An 18,143-nucleotide genomic window follows, 5' to 3' on the forward strand; every position below is an offset into this window, starting at 1 on the left:
GTCACCAGGCCCTACTTCTGCCGCCACTGGCCGTTACGGTCCTGGTACCAGTAGCCCGCCGGGGCCTCTTCCACCCAGACGCGGGCAAAGGTCTCGCGGATCTGACGTTCCCAGTCCGGGCGGTCATTGGCGCGCGCGATCTCGCGGTAGAGCGAATCGCGGTCGGAGTTCTCCTCGCTGACCAGGCGCTGTACGGTGCTGCGGTCCCGCAGCGGCACCTCGGAGAGGTCGCGGATCACCACGTCGCCGTTGTTGCCGAACCCGATCGCCCCGCTGCGGAAATGCGGCGCCAGCTGCGGCGCCCGCTCGCGCATCGAGGTCCGGATGCGATTGATCGCCGGGGTCTCGATCTGCAGGTCCGGGCTCTGCGCCGCGGCCGGGCTGACCAGACGCTCCAGCACCCAGGCCAGCACCGGCGTGCTGCCCGTCGCGGCCCCGGCATGACGCGGCTGGGCCGGAAGCTGCGCACCGGACTCGGACTGCGGCGCGGCCTCGCTGTCCGGCACCTGCAGCGCGTCGCGCACGATGGCACGCGCCGCCTCCTCCGCCGCGGCGGTGGGGAAGTAGATATTGATGGTCACGCAGCCGGCCAGCAGGGCAAACACCAGCGCCAGTCCCGGAACACTCCACAAAGCCTTCATGCCTGTCATCCCTTGTTCGAGCGGGTCCGTCCCGCATGTGCCCAATCTACACCATCATCCTGAATGGCAACCAAACGCTGAATGCGTGGTTACTGCACCACCGGGCCCTCGCCCGCCTGGATCGTGGCCAGGCGGTTGATCAGCTCCGGCCAGTCGACCCGTCGGTTGTACCCGATCACCTGGATCTGCGGCAGCCCGCCACCCTGGACCAGTACGAACCCGTCATCGGGGCGATCCGCGACGCCGGAGGCGGTGCATACGTCCCCGCGCAGCTCGCAACGGAAACCCAGGCGGCGATAGCTGAAGTTCTCGAAGAAGCGCAGAAAGATCGACGACGCCGCCGCCTGGATCCCGCCGCCCAGCTCGGTGATGTTTTCCACCGCGCGCTGGCTGATGCGCCGCCGCCCCGGCGCGTCCATGGGCGTCATCAGCTCCAGATCCATATGCACCGGCGACCAGTCCACCATCACCAGGTCGTTCACGTGGCCCGACAGACGGCCCTGGATACGCCCGAAGTCGAAGGCACGGGTGACCAGTTCCAGATCCAGGCGCTGAATCTGCGTCGACAGCCCCAGCTCCGGGGCGTAGCCGAACAGATCGTGGATATAGACATCGCGCAACACCACCTCGCCGTCAAACACCTGCACCAGCAACCGCCCGTCCACGTTCAGGTCGCCATGCTCCAGGCGGACGCGCGGGATCATTCCCGCCACCTGCCCGGAGAACCGGGGCCATCCCAGCACCTCGGTCAGCGGCTCCAGGCTGATGGCCCGGATGCCGCCCTGAAACTGCACATCCGGCCCGGTCTCCGTCTGCTGCAGACTGAAGGCCCCGACCCGCAGCCCACCATCGAGGATCGGGATCTCGGTCGCCTCCAGTAACTCCAGTCCCTGTGGCCGCGCCCGCACCTGCGCGCTGAAGGCATCGAACGGGAGCCCGTAGAGATGGGCGGCATCCACTTCGATGCGCCCCGGACCGCCCGGCACCGTGTCCGACCAGTCGAGTCCACCCCGCGCCCCACTGAGACCGAAGCGTCCCCGGCGATCCTGCGCCTCCACCCCGGACCACTCCGCACGCATGTAACGCGGCATGGAATCCTGCAGTTCGATCTCGCCCGCCAGGTGACCCGCGACATCCAGCTCGCCCAGCGGGGTCCCCACCAGCCAGGGCGACAGCAGGGTGTCGTAGATCACCCCCAGCGCCGCGATCTCCGCCTGGACCCGGCCCTCCAGCCCGCGCCCGGGCGCGAACGCCAGGTCCTGCCCCTGCAGGGCCGCCGCCGCCCCATAGTCCAGCGAGAGCAAATCCGTGCGCGCCGAGCCGTTGTCGGCGTCCGCCACCAGGCCACGGGCCTCCAGCACGACCGGCCCCTCGGCGTCGAGATCCACGAACCAGGGATCCACGAACACCACGCCTGCCGTCACGGCCGCCTCCACATCCCAGCCGTTCGCGTCCCCCGCGACCCACAGTCGCGCATCCAGCTCCTCGCCCGCCTGCAGCCCGAGGTCATCGCTGAAGGCGAGGTCATGGACCCGCAGGGTGCCTTCCGAACGGCCGCGTTCACGCCAGCGCAGCGCAACATCCGCCCGGCCCTGCCCGAGGTGCACGGGCAGCTCCATCGGCAGGCGCGGGGAGGCGGCCAGCGCCGCCAGATCAATGCCGTCGAGATCGGCCCGCACATCCCAGCCGCGCGCCGGGTCGCGGTGCACACGAACATCCCCGCTGGCCCCGAACCAGCCCGGCCAGGCGCCCGCCAGGGTCAGCTGACCGCTCTCGCGGCCCCAGACCAGGCGCACCCGCGCGCCGCGCAGGTCCAGATCCCCGGCATCCCCCCAGAGCCGGGCGGCCTCGCAGCGGACCTCGGTACGGCCGAGCCGCAGGTCGCCACATTCCACCCGCAGTCGTCGCAGGGTCCCGATCGGGGCGGGAAGCTCGACGCGTTCCGCGCGGATTTCCAGCGACAGGCCTTCGCGCGTCCATTGCAGCCGCGTACTCAGGCCGCGGGCATCGAGATCCTCGCGCAGCAGGGATTCGATCTGCAGGTCGAGCTGGACACCGCCGGCAGCCGATGGGGATTCGGCGGCCGTCACCGACCCCGCCAGCAGGAAAAGCACCAGCCCGGCCGCCGCGGCCACTGCGCCCGGTGCACCGCGCCGCGCGTGCATCAGGCCGGGTCGCCCCGCTCCGGCAGGCGATCGCGCAGCGGGCGCGCCAGACGCGCCACCCACTCGCGCAGGGCGAAGCGGGAGGTCTCCAGGGCGTCCAGTCGCGGCAGGAAGTCCTCGACCCGCATCGGGTCGCCGGTCGGGCCGCGAAAGCCGGCCGGGGCCGGGTCGGCGGCCAGTCCCGCGCGCTCGAAGCAGGCCAGTGCACGCGGCAGATGCAGCGCCTGGGTCACCACCAGTACCCGCTGCACATCACTGTTCTGGAGTCGCTGGCGGGTGTGGGTGGCGTTCTCGCAGGTGTTGCGCGAGGTGTTCTCGAGCCAGCGCACCGGCACCCCCAGATCGCCCTGCAGCCTCGCCGCCATCAGCTCGGCCTCGGAGCGCCGCCCCGGCAAGGCACCCGGACGCCCGCCGGAGACCAGGATCGGCAAGCCGGTATCGCGGTGCAGCCGCGCCGCATGGCGCAGGCGCTCGTGGGTCCGCGGGTTCAGGGCGTCACGCCCGCCGTCCTCGGCGCGCCCGGGCCAGCGGCCACCCCCCAGCACCACGATGGCATCGGCCCGGCCCACCGCGATTACGCCGTCGCGCAGGTCACGCTCGATGCTGTGGGCCAGCGGCTGGGCCACGATGTTCAGGCTCGGCAGCACCAGCGCCAGCAGGCCCAGGGCGAGCAGCGCCCGCCCGCCCCGCCAGTCGGCCCACCACAAGGCCACGCCCACAAGGGTCAGCGTGATGCCCAGACCGGGCGGCAGCAGCAGGTGCTCGGCGATCGTCTGCAGGGTGGCGAGCACGAGAGTCTCCGCCCGCGACCGGGGTTACTTCTTGCCCGGGGAGTAGAGATAGTGGGCGTAGGTGGCCACGTCCTCGGAGACCCGGCGGATCAGGTGATCCAGGCTGATGATGGCGAACTCGAGCAGGTTCACCGCGATGTACGGCTGCTCGACACGCAGGCGGTCATACATGGAGCGCGACAGGCGCAACAGGCGGGTATTGTCGCTCAGGGCACGCATGCGCACGCCGCGCGGCACGCGGTCGAAGAACGACATGGACCCGGCCAGCTCGCCGGTCTGCATGCGACCGACCTCGATCTCCTGGCTGCCGTCATCGTGGTACAGCGCGGCGGTCCCGCTGACCACGAAGAACAGCGACTCCCCGACCTCGCCGATGTCCGCGATCACCTGCTTGTGATGGGTCTCCACCACTTCCAGGTACTCGAGCAGGACTTCGACCTCGGCCGGCGTCAGGGACGCCGAGATCGGGTGCTTGGAGAGGAATTCGGTCAGCAGTTCCTTGGACATGGAGAGGGTTCCTTCTGACGGGTCCGCGGTAGAAGTGAGAGTGCTTTAGAGTATAACGAACACGGCCCCGGGACGGGGCCGACACGCCACGGAACGCCGGGGAGGTAGCCCTTGATCGACATCGACGTCCTGCGCCGTAACCTGCCGCGACGCCTGCGCGAGGGGCGCACCCTCCTGCTGGTCGCCGCCCCGGAGACCACGGACAGTCCACCGGATGTGGAGCAGGAAACGGTGGCAGCGTTTCTCGAGCATCCGCCCGAGCCACGAGTGCCGCTGGTCCTGCTCCCGGACACCCTCAGCGCGCTGGATGTGACCACCGGACAACAACTGCTGGGCGGCCTGCGCGACCGCTGGGCCGACGAGGTGCTGATTCTGCATCGGCTGGACGACCAACGCTGGGACCTGAACGACTTCCTGGCGCTCGGGTTCCGGCGCGACCCCGAAGCCGAGGCCGCCGCGCCGGATCACGCGGTCTATCGCACCAGCCTGTACGACTACAAGCTGACCCCGGACTGGCTGAACGCCCGCTTCTGGGCCAACCCGGAGATGTGGGACAAGGCGCGCTGGTAACGCAGTACCGGGCGAATCACGACCTGATGGCTACTCGTCGCGGGGGTTCAGGCGCGGATGCGTCTCGTCGCCCCACCACCAGACCAGCGCACCGGATGCAAACATCGCGATCACCACGAACCAGAAGCCCCAGTTCACCGAGCCGCCCAGGTGGGCCACGATGCCCAGGCCCAGGGCCCCAACGCCGTAGCCGAGATCGCGCCAGAACCGGTAGGTACCGATGGCCGAACCGCGCCAGTTCGGGTGTGCAATGTCCGCCACCGCCGCACTGAGGTTCGGGTACAGCAGCGCCATGCCGAACCCGGTCACCGCCGCCGCGAAGGACCACCACAGTACGCCCTCGCCGAGCAGGGTCAGGGCGACCCCGCCGCCACAGATCCACATCCCCCAGATGATCGGCTGGCGTCGCCCCACGTGATCGGACAGGCGCCCGGTGAGGAACTGCGAACCGCCCCAGACGAAGCCGTAGATCCCGACGACCCAGCCGATCGCCGCCAGACTGAGCCCCTGCTGATACAGGAACACCGGGTAGAACACCCAGACCAGCGCATCCACGAACTTCTCCACCAGCCCGGCCTGACTGAACGCCGCCATGCGCCGGTCGCGCCAGGACATCAGGGTGAACACCTGCCAGGTCGTCGGCGTGTCGGGGATATTCGTCGGGTAACGCGGCACCGGGCCGGTGGACTGACCGGCCGCATGCCGGGCACCCTCGGCCTTTGCCCAGTCGAGGGTCTCGCGCACGAACACGGCGGTCATCACGATCGCCAGGGCGATCACCACCAGGCCGAAGATCAGCAGGCCCCAACGCGGCCCGAACGCGGCCGCCATATAGCCGGTCACGATCCCCGCCACGGCAACCCCGACATACCCGGAGAACTCGTTCATGCCCATGGTGAAGCCGCGCTCGTCGGCCCGGGTGATATCCATCTTGGCGGTCTGCGTCATCGACCACGCCAGCCCCTGGTTCACGCCCAGCAGGACGGTCGCCGCGACGATCCAGCTCCAGGACGGTGCGTAAAGGATCATGAACGGGATCGGGATGGCCGCCACCCAGCCCAGCATCAGGACCGTCTTGCGCCCCAGCCGCTCGGACAGGCGCCCGGCAACGAAGTTGAGCGCCCCCTTCACGACCCCGAAGGCGACCACGAACGCGGTCAGCAGCATGAACGAGCCCTCGGCCACACCGAACTCGCTCTCCGCCAGCGCCGGCACGACCGTGCGCATCATCCCGATGGTCAGGCCAACGAAGAAGACCTGGATCAGTTGCTGCCCGAACTGCCCGAGGTTCTCCCGAATCCCGTGCGTCAGATGGGCGTAGGCTTCGGCGGCCTTGTGATGGTCCGTCATGAAGAGTCCCTCTGCTATCGGATCAGGAGGCGATATTCGCCGCGACGTAGGCATCCATTCCCACCGGGCGCGGGGGGATGTTCTGGGTCAGAAAATCGACGAACGCCTCCCTCTCACCGATCGCAAGCCCCGGGTTGAAGCGCTTTTCGAACCCGAGCGTCGACGACGGCTTCCCGGACAGCCCCGCGCCGCAGGCACTGCCGGCATAGTGACCGGGATAGATCTCCAGTTCGTCCGGAAGGCCCAGGAGGCGCTCGTGAAGGCTGTCGAACAACCGTCCCGCCATCTCGCGCTCCCGCCCGGCCAGATCGGGGCGTCCAACACTGCCGATGAACAGCGTATCGCCCGTAAGAACGAACCAGGGCTGGTCCCCGCGGCGTTTGTCGGTCACCAGAAGACACAGGCTGTCCTCCGTGTGACCGGGGGTATGGATCACCTCGACCTCGACGTTGCCGACCTCGAGCCGATCGCCATTCTCCAGCGCATGGAAGTCGAACTCCACCACCGAACGATCCGACGCATGCAGGCAATACTCCGCCCCGGCACGTCGGGCCAGGTCACGGCCACCGGAATAGTGATCGGCATGCACATGCGTGTCGATCACATGCGTGATGGCAACACCCGCCTCGGCGGCCCGCTCCAGGAACCATTCCTGGTCCCCGTCCACGACATCCACCGCGATGGCCTTGCCCAGCGATCCACAGCCGAACAGGTAGGACAGCGACGACTCCCGGGTGGGCAATTGATGAAAAAACATGACACTCCTCCTGGACCGTTCACCGGTCGCGTTCTTTTTGTCGGTTGTCCTCATCGGCGCTCACGGGCAGACCGTGGTAGCGCCACTCCGCGATGCCGTCCTCGAGCCGGCTGGCCCGGATGCCGTGCCGACCCAGGATCTGGACGGCCTCGCTCGCCATCAGGCAGTACGGTCCTCGGCAGTACGCCACCACGGGGCGGTCAGTCGGCAATTCGCCCAGCCGGTCGCGCAATTCGCTGACGGGGATGGATCGGGCATAGGGAAGATGGGCGCTGGCGTATTCCATGCCCGGACGTACGTCGAGCACGATCACCTCGCCGCGCCGCGCCCGCTCGAGTAGCTGTTCGCCCGCCATGGGGGCCAGATCGCCCGCACCCTCGGCGATCTCTCGAGTGGCGGCCTGCAGCTCCAGCAGCCGTTCTTCGGCCAGTGTTCGCAGCATCACCCAGAAATCGGCGACATGCCGATCGACCAGGCGGTAGAACATGTACCGGCCTTCGCGCCGGGCCTCCACCAGCCGCGCAAGGCGCAGCTCCTTCAGGTGGGCACTGGCCAGCTTCACGCTGATCTCCGCGTCCGACGCCAGTTGTTCGACGCTCTTCTCCCCCTGCACGAGGATCTCGATCAGCTCCAACCGCTTGGGACTGGCGGCCGCGCGGGCAATGCGGGCCACCTGTTCGTACAGGAGGTCTTTGAGTTCGCGCCCGGACACCGCACACATTCCAATATTCGTTGGAATATAAGCTAACCAACGCGCGCCGCCAACGCAAGCCCTGCTTGCGCACCCGCGCGGGACCGGACCCTCCGGTTTTTGGGGCATTCTGGCGAACGCAGTAATTCCTGAGTACGGTACTCGGGAACTTCAATTAGAAGTTGCTTACTAACTGAATGACTATCCCGTGCCCACGGGCACCCTTCCCCTGCAAAAGGAGGACGTCATGAGCCAGCTGATCAACAACTTCCCGGCCGACGGCGTGGTCACCATCAACCGCGTGATCCTGAAGCCGGAGTACACCATCGACGACCTGCAGGAGCGTGTCGCGGTACTCTGCGAGAACGTGAAGACCTACCACTCGGATACCGGCTTTGTCGGCGGCTTTGTCGCCCTGAACTCCGGCGCGGTCTCCAACGAGGGCTCGACGATCGGCCAGGCGGTCGAGAGCCCGATGAAGGACAAGGAAGCGCTGATCATTACCTTCTGGAACAGCTTCGAGGAACACGAGGCGTCGCATAAGAGCGAGACCTTCCAGCCCCTGTTCCAGCAGGTCCTGGAACTGTGCGAGAACGGGAACGAGGAGATCGCCTACGAGATGCTCTGGTCCGGCGCGGCCTACGACCCGGAACAGGCCAAGGCCGCCCGCGAGGCCAAGGAAACCCACGCGGCCTGACGGCTGCATGCCGGGAGCGATCCCGGACCAAGGAACTGTCGTCTCTCCAACGACTGTACCCATTGCCGGGGCCTAACGCCCCGGCTTTTTTGTCGGCCGCCCTGGTCGCGCCTCCATAGCCCCCTGCAGGAGCCTGCTTGCAGGCGAATTCCCCTGACCACGTCTGACTTTGGCAGGGGCTTCGCCTGCGAGCAGGCTCCTGCGATTTTCGGGGTGTGCTGAACCGGGGGTCATCTCAAGCATCCGGGCTCTTGCTGACGCCGGAGATCCCGGCTCTGCGCTTCACCCCGGCCGGGTGACCGCATGGCCTCCGAACGCAGACGGGTGTCCTCTCGCCCCGGCCGCGCCGGCCCCAAACGAACGAACCCCGCGGCATGGCCACGGGGCTCGCTGGGTATGCCGAAAAGCATCGGTCTCAGCGCGATGCGTCGTCCCGATCCTCGGGCTCGTGCATCTCCGGCGGCGAAGACAGGGTGTGAGTCTTCTCGTCGTAGCGTCCCTTCAGCTCGTCGGTCTTGCTGTGTTCCCACAGCGGGACACCGACGAAATAACCCGCGCGCCCGATCGCATGGGCGGCCACCGGCGCGGTCAGCAGCAGGAAGCCGATCACCGCCACCGCGCGCGTGGTCACGCCGCCGTCACCGAAGTACACCGCGACCCCGACCATCATCAGGCCAGCCCCCAGCACGCCCGCCTTGGTGGTCGCGTGCAGGCGCATCGGCAGGTCGGGCATGCGCACCAGGCCCAGCGCCGCCACGACCATGAACGCCGCACCCACCACCAGAAACAGCCCCGTGAAGAACTCAGTCATCGTCGCGATGCCCCCCTTTCTCCAGGTAACGGGCAAAGCCGACCGCCGCGAGGAACGCGGTCAGCGCCAGCACCATAGCCACGTCGATGAACGGGGTGCGGCCGCTGGAGATTACATACACCGCGATAAAGCCGATCGTCAGCGATGCGATCAGTTCCAGCGCGACCACGCGATCGGGCAGGGTCGGCCCCAGATACAGCCGCCAGAACCCCAGCAGCAGGGCGATACTCAGCAGCACATTGGAAGCGATGATGGCGATATCGAACATCTGCATCCCCTGCGCCTAGCGCAGGACCTCCAGCGCGCGGTGTTCCAGGTACTTGATGGAGCGGATCACCTCGTCGCGATCCTCGATGTACATCACGTGGATGTACAGCACCTTCTTGTCGGTGGACACGTCGAGGCTCAGCGTTCCCGGGGTCAGCGAGATCAGGTTGGCGACGATGGTGATCTCGCCATCGGTCCTGGCATCCAGGGGGAAGGCGATCACGCCCGGCACCATGTGGTGGGTCGGCGTCATCACGTCATACGCCACCTTCAGATTGGACAGGAACAGCTCCCAGAGGAAGTAGCCAATGAACGCGATGAACTTGGGCACCCGCCGCGCGTAGCTCGAGAAACCCGGCTTGTCGCGCAGCGCGAAGGCCAGCAGCACATAGCCGAGGAAGAACCCCACGAGCAGGTTGCCGGTGCTGAACGTGCCGGTCAGGAAGACCCAGATCAGGGCCAGCGCGATATTCCAGGTCAGCGCGATCATGGCTGTGCCCCCAGTACCGCCTCGATGTACTGCGACGGATCCAGCAGCTGTTCGGCCGACATCAGGGCCATCTGGTAGATCGGCTCGCCGTACAGGCCAATGGCCACGGTCATCAGCGCCAGCATGATCACCGGGAGCCACATCCAGATCATCGGACCGGAGGTCACGTCATCGGTCTCCACGCCTTCCGGCTGCGCCTTCCAGAATACCTCGGCCCAGATCTTGATCATCGAGTAGAGCGTCAGCAGCCCCACCACCAGCGCGACCGCCACCACCCAGTAGGCCTCGGCCTCGATGCCCGCGCGGATGATGATGAACTTCGCGAAGAACCCGGACAGCGGCGGCAGCCCTGCCAGCGACAACGCCGGGATCAGGAACAGCACACCCAGCATCGGATTCGTGCGGTAGATCCCGCCCATCTGCTTCAGTTCGTGGGTGCCCTTCATCACGAAGGTGATCCCGCTGATCAGGAACAGATTCGCCTTCACGATGATGTGGTGCATGATGTAGAACACCCCGCCGACCAGCGCCAGCGGCGTAAACAGCGCCAGCCCCATGATCATGTAGCCGATCTGGCTGATGATGTGGAACGACAGGATGCGCCGGAACTCGTAATGCGCCGCCGCCCCGAGCACGCCGGTCAGCATGGTCGCGGCCGCGACCCACAGCAGGATCTCGTGGGTGTAGTCCACGTCCTGATTGAAGATCAGCGTGAACACGCGGAACAGCGCATATACCCCGACCTTGGTCAGCAGACCCGCAAAAAGCGCGGATACCGCGACCTTGGGCGTGTGATAGGAGGCCGGCAGCCAGAAGAAGAACGGGAACGCCGCCGCCTTCACCCCGAAGGCGACCAGGTACAGCATCGCGATCACGGTGATCAGCCCGGTGTCCTCCACCGTGGCCAGCTTGTCCGCGATGTCGGCCATGTTCAGCGTGCCGGTCAGACCATAGGTCAGGCCGATCGCGGTCAGGAAGATCATCGACGACAGCAGGTTCAGGGTGACGTACTTGATCGCCCCCTCCATCTGCGCGCGTTCCCCGCCCAGGATCAGCAGGGCGAAGGAGGCGACCAGCATCACCTCGAACCACACGTAGAGGTTGAAAATGTCGCCGGTCAGGAAGGCGCCGTTTACCCCCGCCAGCAGCAGGTGCAGCAGCGGGTAGTAGCCGAACTTCTCCGACATCTTGCCGATGCCGGAGAGCGAATACAGCGCGGTGGCGAAGCCGATGATCCCGGTCAGCACCACCATGATCGCGGCCAGCATGTCGGACACCAGCACGATCCCGAACGGAGCGGGCCAGGAGCCCATCTCCATCACCACATGGCCGTGCTCCCAGGTATCCGCCAGCAGCCAGACGGAGACCGCCAGCATTGCGCCGGTGCCGAGCACGCCAAGCGAGCGCTGCGCGAAGTGCGAGCGCCAGAACATTACGGACAGTGCGCCGAACAGCAGCGGCAGCACGACCGGAAGGGCTACCGACATCATCATCGATCGGTGTCCTTCATCTGATCCATGTCATCGGCCTGCACCACCTCGTAGGCGCGGTGAATCAGCACCACGGCGAACGCCAGCACCCCGAACCCGATCACGATCGCGGTCAGCACCACGGCCTGGGCCAGCGGATCGGCGGATACGCCCTCGGGCACCGTGTCGCCCGGCGCGATCAGCGGCGGCGCACCGGAGGTCATGCCGGCCACGGTGAAGATCAGCAGGTTGGCGGCATTCGACAGCAGTACCAGCCCGATCACCAGCTTCACGATCGAGCGGCGCAGCATCATGTAGATGGCCGCGGCATACAGGCCGCCCACCACAAAGGCCATGACGACTTCCATCAGTCTTCCGCCTCCGCGAGGTTCAGCATGATGGTCAGCACGGACCCGATTACCACCAGGTACACCCCGATATCGAAGATCAGCACGGTGGAGAGCTTCATCTCGCCGAACAGCGGCGCGGTGAACTCCCACCACTGGGCGGTGAAGAAGGCCTCCCCGCGGAACACCCCGGGGATCGCGCTGATCACGGCCAGCACCATGCCAACGCCCAGCACGTCGCGCGGGTCCACGCGCAGCACCTTGCGCGCCGACTGGATATCCATCGAGAACAGGTAAAGCACGATCGCCGCGGCCGCGACCAGGCCGCCGATGAAGCCGCCGCCCGGTTCGTCATGACCGCGCAGCAGCAGGAACACGGAGAACAGCAGCAGCAGCGGCAGCAGGAAATGCCCCGCAGTGCGCAGGATCAGGGAATGCATGTTCATCGGCGGTCCTCCGCGCGGAAACGCAGCATCGCGTACACCCCGATCGCCGCCAGCGCCAGCACGAAGATCTCGCCCAGCGTATCCAGCGCACGGAAGTCCACCAGGACCACGTTGACGATATTGCGGCCGTAGCCGGAGGGCACCGACTCGTCAATGAAGTACTGCGAGATCGACGGGAACAGGCGCGCATCCAGGGTGCTCAGGATCAGCAGCGTGATCATGCCGCCCATCACCAGCGCGATCCCGGCATCGCGCACCCGCAGCGCGGTGGACGACAGGTTCAAGAAACCCGGCAGGCGGAACAGCACCAGCACCAGCAGGATCACGGTCAGGGTCTCGACGAGCACCTGGGTAATACCGACATCCGCCGCGCTGTAAAGCACGTAGACCAGGGCCACGGTAAAGCCCAGCGACCCCAGCGCCGCCACCGCCCCCAGACGCGAGCGCGTCAGCACCGCGAACAGCATCGAGGCCACCAGGATCGCCAGGATCGCGACCTCGTGGATCTTCAGCGCGGCCCAGTCGAGGCCGCCCACGCCGACGTCGAACAGCTGCGCCGTCACCCCGACCAGGCCCGCGGTCATCGCGACGATCACGATCACGTAATAGCGCAGATAGCCGTTCTGCAGCACGCGGGTCTGCCACTCCGACAGTGCCACCAGGCCGTCCATCATCTTGAAGTAGCCCTTCTCCGGGCCGTATTCGGCCGCGCGGTCCACCCACGCCAGCGCGCGGCGCGCCTGCTCCCAGCGCCAGTACAGCACCCCACCGGCCACCAGGCTGAACGCGGAGATCGCCAGCGGCCAGTTGATCCCGTGCCACAGCGCCAGGTAGCCATCCACCGGCGCGCCCTGCACGCTGGCCGCCGCGGCATTGATCAGGCCTTCGTCCGCCAGTCCCGGGCCGAGACCGAAGATCAGCCCCAGACTCGCAAGCACCGCCGGGCCGGCGAGCATGGCCACTGGAGCGTCATGGTGCGGCGTCTTCGGCGTATCCACCTTGGGCCCGAACCACGGGCGAATACCGACGATCGCGGCCACCGCGACCCCCAGGATCGCGGTCAGCACCGCCAGCAGCGCGAGGATGCCGCCCAGGCTCGGGGCATCGAGCACGGCCTCCAGCATCAACTCCTTGGCGACGAACCCGAACAGCGGGATCACACCCCCCAACGACAGCGCCGCGAGAATCGCGAACGCGGCCGTGACCGGCAGCGCGCTGCGCAGCCCCCCGGTCTGCAGGAAATCCTTGGCACCGGCCTCGTGATCGAGGATACCGGCGACCATGAACAGCGCGCCCTTGTACAGCGAGTGCGCCAGCAGGAAGGCCATCGCCGCCATCAATGCGGTTTCGGTGCCGATCCCGATCAGCATAGTCAGCGTACCCAGGGCCATCACCGTGGAGTACGCCAGCACCTTCTTCACCCCGGTCGAGCGGAAGGCCAGGAACACACCGGTGAACATGGTCACCGCACCGAACAACGCCAGCGTGGTGAACCAGATGTCGGTGCCACCCAGCGACGGGTTCAGGCGCGCCAGCAGGTATACGCCGGCCTTCACCATGGTCGCGGAGTGCAGGTAGGCGGAGACCGGGGTCGGCGCAGCCATCGCGCGCGGCAGCCAGAAATGGAACGGGACCTGCGCCGATTTGGTGAAGGCCCCGATCAGGATCAGCAGCAACAACGGCAGGTACAGCGCATGCTCGCGCACCACGTCGCCGTTGTTGAGGATCTCGGACAGCTCCCAGGAACCGCCGGCCATCGCCAGCATGATGATCCCGGCCAGCAGTGCCAGACCGCCGCCCACGGTGACGAACAGGCCCTGCAGGGCGTACTTCCGGGCGTCCGCGTTCTCGTGGTTGTAACCGATCAGCAGATAGGACGTGATGCTGGTCAGCTCCCAGAACACGAACATCGCGACCAGGTTGTCCGCCAGCACCAGCCCCAGCATGGAGCCCATGAAGGCGAGGATGATCACGTAGAAGCGCCCGAGGTCACGGTCCCCCTCGAGGTAGCGCCCGGCGTAGGTGACGATGAAGAAGCCGATGCCCGAGATCAGCAGCGCGAACAGCAGCGACAGCCCGTCCACCAGGAACGAGAGCTGGATATCCAGCCCCGGCAGCCAGGGCCAGGCCAGCACGATGGACTCGCCACTGGAGACCGCCGGCAGAAAGCTCAGGAAATAGACGAACAACGCGGCCGGCAACAGACCCAGCACCCAGCCACTGGCACGGCCGGTCAGGCGGTGCACCGCGGGGGCGGCTGCCGCCAGCAGGAACGTTGAGAGAATTGCGTAGAGCATCCGGCCAGCTCAGTCCTTTTGGTTCCGGGCCAAGGACGCGGCCCGCGGCCACGCGTACAAATCGTTCCGTCGCAACCGAGACAGGCCGGTACCTGCCCGTCTCGAGCGGTCGCGGAAGCCTACTGACTTGGGTGGGACCGCGCAAGAAACGTGATGTTCCTCGCGCGGACCGTTCCGGGAAACGCGCTGCCGGTCAGACCCAGTCGCTGCGCCGCCGGCGCGTGGGGATGCGCGTCAGGATAATGCCCAGGATCACCGAACCCACCGTGACCAGGGCCCCGGTCATGAACCACTTGCGCTGGCTGTCGGCCTGCATCACCTCGACCTGACGCCGATACTCGTCGGCCGAATCACGGGACTCGATCAGTTCCTGCTCCAGCCGGCGGTTCTCGCGCTGAATCTCCTGCGGCCGCTCCGCGATATCCCGCAGCTCTTCCAGTTCCGACTCCATATCCGCGATCCGGGCCTGGAGTTCATCACGCTCGGTCGTCAGTTCGTTGCGCCGGTCCAGCAACTCCGCGATCCGGCCCTCCTGATCATCCGCACCGGAGCGGATCTCGGCCAGCTCGGCCTCGACCTCGGCCAGGCGTTCGCGGGAATGCGGCTCGTCCTGCAGATAGCGGGTCAGGATCCACGCCTCGTTGCCGCTGGGCAGGCGCACCCGGCTCCAGCCATCGCCGGATGCCTCCAGCACCGTCAGTGGCTGTCCGGCGCGCACCGCACTCACGATTCGATTCTGATTGGACGGGCCACCCCGAACCCCAACCTCGAGTTCCTCGCTGACATAACGCGTCTGCTGCGCGGCCGCCCCGCTCCAGGCCACCAGCATCACGCTACCCAGAATCAGCGCCATCGAGCGCATCGACCACCCTTTCATTGTCATCTCTGCTGCCATCTCTTGATTCGCCGGGTTCTCCCGCGCCGCATTCTACAGGGGGCAGAAAGCCGCGCACGCAAAGCCGTACCGGGGGTTGATCGAGTTCACATTCCGGCACCCGGGCGTTCGGGGAAACACTGAGATCAGTGTTTCCTAAGCGAACCGCTCACGCACGGCCCGCGAGGGGAACGTGATCAGATCAAATGCCACCGGCAGCAGACGCCGCACCTGTGCCGCCGCGACCGCCAGCAGGTACAGGATACCCGCCAGCACCGCCAGCACGAGCGTCAGCAGGCCGCCCAGCATGACCCGAGTCGCCTGCAACACCCCCACCAGCCAGATCGGCGCCAGCGCCACGATCAGGGGTACCAGAAGGCCCAGAACCGCGCCCACCGACTGCTCGAACAGGTTCAGGGTCGGCGGCAGCGCCTCGCCCCCGGCCAGCAGGGTATCCATCAACTCCTGACGATACGCCACCCACTCCAGATGAAAGCCGCCCAGCGCGGAGATCAGCGCGAGCACGGCCAGCGCAACGCCAGCCACCACCACCAGCGCCCGGCGCACGCCCTCACTGCCGTCCATCATCGCCTGCGGCAGCAGACGGGAAACGCCGCGGGCCTCGGCCAGCAGCCAGCCGGAGACCGCCGCGGCCCCCAGCAGGGTCGCCACCACCAGATCCGGGAAGGCCACCCCGGCGGCCTCCAGCGAGGCCGGAAACTGCGCCCCCAGGGCCGGATCGAACAGCCGCTGGTACACCACCACGGCCACCGCGGTCAGCACCAGCCCGGCCGCGCCCAGCAGCCACTGACTGCCGGCCTGGGCATACGCGGGCAGGTGCCGCTGCGCCGGATGGTCCCGGTTCTCGCAGTTCGCCAGACCGTTATCCAGGCGCTCGCCCTGGCGTTGCAGGTCGGCCAGGCGCCGGTGTACCTGCTCCAGGCGCCCGGTCAATTCGTGCAACGGGGCTTCCAGGCGTCGCCGCGCCGACAGCAGGCCACGCGCCATCTGTCGGTGCTCCTCCATGCCGAGCCGTGCAATCCGCAACACGGTTTCCTGCATGTCCTGCGCCAGGCGCTGACTCTGCGGGCTGTCGCCCACCGGCGTGCTCGCCAGGGCCTCCAGGCGGCTGACCCAGCCGGGCTCGGCGGAAAGACGCCCCTCGTCGCGGGCATAGGCATCCTCCAGCTGGCGCAGGGTCTCGTGAACCTGCTGGCGCAGATCGGGGATCTCGGCCAGATCGTGGCCCACCAGGCAAGCGTAACGCCGCTCCAGGGCATGGACCGCCACATGAACGCGTTCGGCCTCCAGCCGGGCCAGGTGGGCGTGATGCCAGCGCTGGGTCGCGTCGCGCAGATGCAGCACCTGCCGCCGGAGGGCACACGTCAGGCGCGTCACGCCGCCGGTCAGCCCCACCAGCAGGCGGCGCAAGGGCCGCCGTGCCAGGTCCAGCACCACGATTGCGACCACGATCCCCAGCACCCACAGCATTACAGTGACGGCCACGACTCCCCCTCGCTTGTTGTTCTTTCAGGCATGGTCCGCGCCCGCCACCTCGGGCGCAACTCCGGGCCCCACCAACCGGTTGCCTGATTATGTCGAATCGTTCCGGTTCCCGTCTCCACGCCGGGCCAATCACGCTCAAGTTTGCCGCGCCCGCGCCGATACCCGGATTAAATCCCCGGAGACCTCGCGATGCTCAGCCTCGACCTCATGCCGGCACCCGAACCGGCCCGCACCGAGAACCCCGCCTGGCTCGACGCCGGCTTCACCGCCGGCTGGCTCCCGGCCTTCCGCAACCGCCGCACCGGCGAGGTTCGCGCCAGCCACCTGGAAGACGGGCGCCTGGCCTGTACCCACATCCTGGATACGGTCCCGACCGCGTGGGTGGCCGAGCTCGACGATCAGGGCCGCCCCGGCGCCCTGATCGCCGACATCCAGGCCGGCTACCTGCGCGGCGACCGCTTCTTCACCCTCGCGGAACTGCTACGGTATCCCTCCGACGCCTGATCCGGGGCACGCAGAGCTCTCGACAGGTTGTCCCAGGACGTTCCGAGGACAACCTAATCAGCCCCACCCCCGGGACTATCGGCGCACCGCCGAATCCCGTCGCAATTGCTTTTGCGCGCGGGTTTCGGTCCAATACCGGCCTTTTCCCCGAGCGGCGCTCCCATGCAGAAGAATCAGTACGATCGCGACGAACTCCTGGCCTGTGGCTACGGCAACATGTTCGGTCCGGGCAACGCCCAGTTGCCGGTCCCCAACATGCTGATGATGGACCGGGTCCTGGAGATCAACAGCGACGGCGGCCAGTACGGCAAGGGCGAGATGATCGCCGAGCTGGATATCAATCCCGACCTCTGGTTCTTCGCCTGCCACTTCCCCGGCGACCCGGTGATGCCCGGCTGCCTCGGCCTCGACGCCATGTGGCAGCTGGTCGGCTTCTATCTCGCCTGGCTCGGCAATCCGGGACGCGGGCGCGCCCTGGGGGTGGGCGAGGTCAAGTTCACCGGGCAGGTCCTGCCGACGGCCAAGAAGGTCACCTACCATATCGACATGAAGCGCGTGATCTCGCGCAAGCTGGTGCTCGGCATCGGCGACGGCATCGTCAAGGTCGACGGCCGCCCGATCTACGAGGCCCACGACCTCCGCGTCGGCCTGTTCACCTCCACCGAAAACTTCTAGGCCCACCGGCTTCCGCCATCACGAGCACGGGAGCCGGTGTTCTTCGCCCTCTCACGTTTCCCTGCCTTCTACCCGCCGCCTGCCTCGTGGTGGCTGGTCCTGGAGTGGCATCCGGTGTTTACGAGCCTTCGGTCCGCGTACCGCCGATTGTTGGCTAGGCCTGGTTCGGCATCCGGTGTTTATGGTGCCTTCGTCCGGCCACCTGCCAGGCGCTGACTCGCCAGCGCGCCCCGAGGTACTTCTTTGCTCGTGCAAAGAAGTACCCAAGAAACACGCCCGACTGCCGCG

20 protein-coding genes are annotated in these 18,143 nt (G+C 67.1%); 4 read left to right on the top strand and 16 right to left on the bottom strand.

The genetic code is table 11. The features are described from left to right. Positions 1–11: 11 nt before the first annotated feature. The 4 genes from F614_RS0102800 to F614_RS0102815 form a co-directional block, all read right to left on the bottom strand. Positions 12–641 (bottom strand): YdbL family protein, encoded by a 630-nt coding sequence (locus tag F614_RS0102800; RefSeq protein ID WP_019558211.1) that lies wholly within the window; start codon positions 639–641, stop codon positions 12–14. A gap of 89 nt (positions 642–730) precedes the next feature. Then, the gene (locus tag F614_RS0102805; protein ID WP_019558212.1) at positions 731–2,806 is read right to left on the bottom strand and encodes a hypothetical protein; all 2,076 of its coding nucleotides are present in this window, start codon (positions 2,804–2,806) and stop codon (positions 731–733) included. Continuing rightward, positions 2,806–3,597 carry a YdcF family protein gene (locus tag F614_RS0102810; RefSeq protein ID WP_019558213.1) on the bottom strand — a complete coding sequence of 264 codons (792 nt, stop codon included), beginning with the start codon at positions 3,595–3,597 and terminating at the stop codon, positions 2,806–2,808. Before F614_RS0102810 ends, F614_RS0102805 begins: the two co-directional genes overlap by 1 nt. Before the next feature lie 24 nt (positions 3,598–3,621). Then, entirely contained in the window at positions 3,622–4,104 is a 483-nt protein-coding gene (locus F614_RS0102815) for a Crp/Fnr family transcriptional regulator (RefSeq protein WP_018866896.1), read from the bottom strand. A gap of 111 nt (positions 4,105–4,215) precedes the next feature. Here F614_RS0102815 and F614_RS0102820 point away from each other — a divergent pair, with 111 nt between their 5' ends. Then, positions 4,216–4,674: a DUF6231 family protein gene (locus tag F614_RS0102820; protein ID WP_019558214.1), complete on the top strand. Its 459-nt coding sequence runs from the start codon at positions 4,216–4,218 to the stop codon at positions 4,672–4,674. Positions 4,675–4,704: 30 nt separating this feature from the next. On the opposite strand, the gene F614_RS0102825 is transcribed toward F614_RS0102820, so the two are convergent. Genes F614_RS0102825 through F614_RS0102835 form a run of 3 tightly spaced genes read right to left on the bottom strand, consistent with a single transcriptional unit; the run spans position 4,705 to position 7,502 of the window. Continuing rightward, positions 4,705–6,024 (bottom strand): MFS transporter, encoded by a 1,320-nt coding sequence (locus F614_RS0102825; RefSeq protein WP_019558215.1) that lies wholly within the window; start codon positions 6,022–6,024, stop codon positions 4,705–4,707. 22 nt (positions 6,025–6,046) lie between these two features. After that, positions 6,047–6,781: an MBL fold metallo-hydrolase gene (locus F614_RS0102830; RefSeq protein WP_019558216.1), complete on the bottom strand. Its 735-nt coding sequence runs from the start codon at positions 6,779–6,781 to the stop codon at positions 6,047–6,049. A 19-nt stretch (positions 6,782–6,800) separates the two neighbouring features. Then, the gene (locus F614_RS0102835) at positions 6,801–7,502 is read right to left on the bottom strand and encodes a metalloregulator ArsR/SmtB family transcription factor (protein ID WP_018866900.1); all 702 of its coding nucleotides are present in this window, start codon (positions 7,500–7,502) and stop codon (positions 6,801–6,803) included. Positions 7,503–7,719: 217 nt separating this feature from the next. On the opposite strand from F614_RS0102835, the gene F614_RS0102840 reads away from it, so the two are divergent. Further along, complete coding sequence (locus tag F614_RS0102840) at positions 7,720–8,169, top strand: hypothetical protein (RefSeq protein WP_019558217.1); 450 nt, start codon at positions 7,720–7,722, stop codon at positions 8,167–8,169. Positions 8,170–8,584: 415 nt separating this feature from the next. Here the strand turns inward: F614_RS0102840 and mnhG are convergent, their stop codons facing one another. From mnhG to F614_RS0102885, 9 genes are all read right to left on the bottom strand, one after another. Beyond that, on the bottom strand, positions 8,585–8,980 hold the full coding sequence (gene mnhG, locus F614_RS0102845; RefSeq protein ID WP_018866902.1) for a monovalent cation/H(+) antiporter subunit G: 396 nt from the start codon (positions 8,978–8,980) through the stop codon (positions 8,585–8,587). Continuing rightward, the gene (locus F614_RS0102850; RefSeq protein ID WP_026279247.1) at positions 8,973–9,248 is read right to left on the bottom strand and encodes a monovalent cation/H+ antiporter complex subunit F; all 276 of its coding nucleotides are present in this window, start codon (positions 9,246–9,248) and stop codon (positions 8,973–8,975) included. Before F614_RS0102850 ends, mnhG begins: the two co-directional genes overlap by 8 nt. 15 nt (positions 9,249–9,263) lie before the next feature. After that, positions 9,264–9,737, bottom strand: a complete 474-nt coding sequence (locus tag F614_RS0102855) for a Na+/H+ antiporter subunit E (protein WP_018866904.1) — start codon at positions 9,735–9,737, stop codon at positions 9,264–9,266. Then, positions 9,734–11,230, bottom strand: coding sequence for a Na+/H+ antiporter subunit D (locus F614_RS0102860; RefSeq protein WP_018866905.1), 1,497 nt, complete (start codon positions 11,228–11,230; stop codon positions 9,734–9,736). The genes F614_RS0102855 and F614_RS0102860 overlap by 4 nt, the downstream gene beginning before the upstream one ends. After that, a complete protein-coding gene (locus F614_RS0102865; RefSeq protein WP_018866906.1) occupies positions 11,227–11,574 on the bottom strand; it encodes a Na+/H+ antiporter subunit C in 348 nt (115 codons plus the stop codon). Before F614_RS0102865 ends, F614_RS0102860 begins: the two co-directional genes overlap by 4 nt. Continuing rightward, a complete protein-coding gene (locus F614_RS0102870; protein ID WP_017942333.1) occupies positions 11,574–11,999 on the bottom strand; it encodes a Na+/H+ antiporter subunit B in 426 nt (141 codons plus the stop codon). Before F614_RS0102870 ends, F614_RS0102865 begins: the two co-directional genes overlap by 1 nt. Beyond that, positions 11,996–14,296, bottom strand: a complete 2,301-nt coding sequence (locus F614_RS0102875; RefSeq protein WP_018882495.1) for a putative monovalent cation/H+ antiporter subunit A — start codon at positions 14,294–14,296, stop codon at positions 11,996–11,998. The genes F614_RS0102870 and F614_RS0102875 overlap by 4 nt, the downstream gene beginning before the upstream one ends. A 193-nt stretch (positions 14,297–14,489) precedes the next feature. Next, positions 14,490–15,191: a TIGR04211 family SH3 domain-containing protein gene (locus F614_RS0102880; protein ID WP_026279248.1), complete on the bottom strand. Its 702-nt coding sequence runs from the start codon at positions 15,189–15,191 to the stop codon at positions 14,490–14,492. 135 nt (positions 15,192–15,326) lie between these two features. Next, positions 15,327–16,661 carry a hypothetical protein gene (locus F614_RS0102885; protein ID WP_019558218.1) on the bottom strand — a complete coding sequence of 445 codons (1,335 nt, stop codon included), beginning with the start codon at positions 16,659–16,661 and terminating at the stop codon, positions 15,327–15,329. Between the two features lie 204 nt (positions 16,662–16,865). Here F614_RS0102885 and F614_RS0102890 point away from each other — a divergent pair, with 204 nt between their 5' ends. Further along, complete coding sequence (locus F614_RS0102890; RefSeq protein ID WP_019558219.1) at positions 16,866–17,180, top strand: hypothetical protein; 315 nt, start codon at positions 16,866–16,868, stop codon at positions 17,178–17,180. Positions 17,181–17,342: 162 nt separating this feature from the next. Next, positions 17,343–17,855 (top strand): 3-hydroxyacyl-[acyl-carrier-protein] dehydratase FabA, encoded by a 513-nt coding sequence (gene fabA / locus F614_RS0102895; RefSeq protein ID WP_018866911.1) that lies wholly within the window; start codon positions 17,343–17,345, stop codon positions 17,853–17,855. The last annotated feature ends 288 nt before the right edge of the window (positions 17,856–18,143 follow it).

Origin of the sequence: Thioalkalivibrio sp. ALE12 (assembly GCF_000381105.1) — a bacterium.
In the GTDB taxonomy this organism is placed as follows: Bacteria; Pseudomonadota; Gammaproteobacteria; order Ectothiorhodospirales; family Ectothiorhodospiraceae; genus Thioalkalivibrio.

Coding starts and splice junctions, on each gene's coding strand:
- F614_RS0102800 (WP_019558211.1), bottom strand. CDS start 641: ATGAAGGCTTTGTGGAGTGTTCCGGGACTGGCGCTGGTGTTTGCCCTG.
- F614_RS0102805 (WP_019558212.1), bottom strand. CDS start 2,806: ATGCACGCGCGGCGCGGTGCACCGGGCGCAGTGGCCGCGGCGGCCGGG.
- F614_RS0102815 (WP_018866896.1), bottom strand. CDS start 4,104: ATGTCCAAGGAACTGCTGACCGAATTCCTCTCCAAGCACCCGATCTCG.
- F614_RS0102825 (WP_019558215.1), bottom strand. CDS start 6,024: ATGACGGACCATCACAAGGCCGCCGAAGCCTACGCCCATCTGACGCAC.
- F614_RS0102830 (WP_019558216.1), bottom strand. CDS start 6,781: ATGTTTTTTCATCAATTGCCCACCCGGGAGTCGTCGCTGTCCTACCTG.
- F614_RS0102835 (WP_018866900.1), bottom strand. CDS start 7,502: ATGTGTGCGGTGTCCGGGCGCGAACTCAAAGACCTCCTGTACGAACAG.
- F614_RS0102840 (WP_019558217.1), top strand. CDS start 7,720: ATGAGCCAGCTGATCAACAACTTCCCGGCCGACGGCGTGGTCACCATC.
- mnhG (WP_018866902.1), bottom strand. CDS start 8,980: ATGACTGAGTTCTTCACGGGGCTGTTTCTGGTGGTGGGTGCGGCGTTC.
- F614_RS0102850 (WP_026279247.1), bottom strand. CDS start 9,248: ATGTTCGATATCGCCATCATCGCTTCCAATGTGCTGCTGAGTATCGCC.
- F614_RS0102855 (WP_018866904.1), bottom strand. CDS start 9,737: ATGATCGCGCTGACCTGGAATATCGCGCTGGCCCTGATCTGGGTCTTC.
- F614_RS0102860 (WP_018866905.1), bottom strand. CDS start 11,230: ATGATGATGTCGGTAGCCCTTCCGGTCGTGCTGCCGCTGCTGTTCGGC.
- F614_RS0102865 (WP_018866906.1), bottom strand. CDS start 11,574: ATGGAAGTCGTCATGGCCTTTGTGGTGGGCGGCCTGTATGCCGCGGCC.
- F614_RS0102870 (WP_017942333.1), bottom strand. CDS start 11,999: ATGAACATGCATTCCCTGATCCTGCGCACTGCGGGGCATTTCCTGCTG.
- F614_RS0102875 (WP_018882495.1), bottom strand. CDS start 14,296: ATGCTCTACGCAATTCTCTCAACGTTCCTGCTGGCGGCAGCCGCCCCC.
- F614_RS0102880 (WP_026279248.1), bottom strand. CDS start 15,191: ATGGCAGCAGAGATGACAATGAAAGGGTGGTCGATGCGCTCGATGGCG.
- F614_RS0102885 (WP_019558218.1), bottom strand. CDS start 16,661: ATGCTGTGGGTGCTGGGGATCGTGGTCGCAATCGTGGTGCTGGACCTG.
- F614_RS0102890 (WP_019558219.1), top strand. CDS start 16,866: ATGCTCAGCCTCGACCTCATGCCGGCACCCGAACCGGCCCGCACCGAG.
- fabA (WP_018866911.1), top strand. CDS start 17,343: ATGCAGAAGAATCAGTACGATCGCGACGAACTCCTGGCCTGTGGCTAC.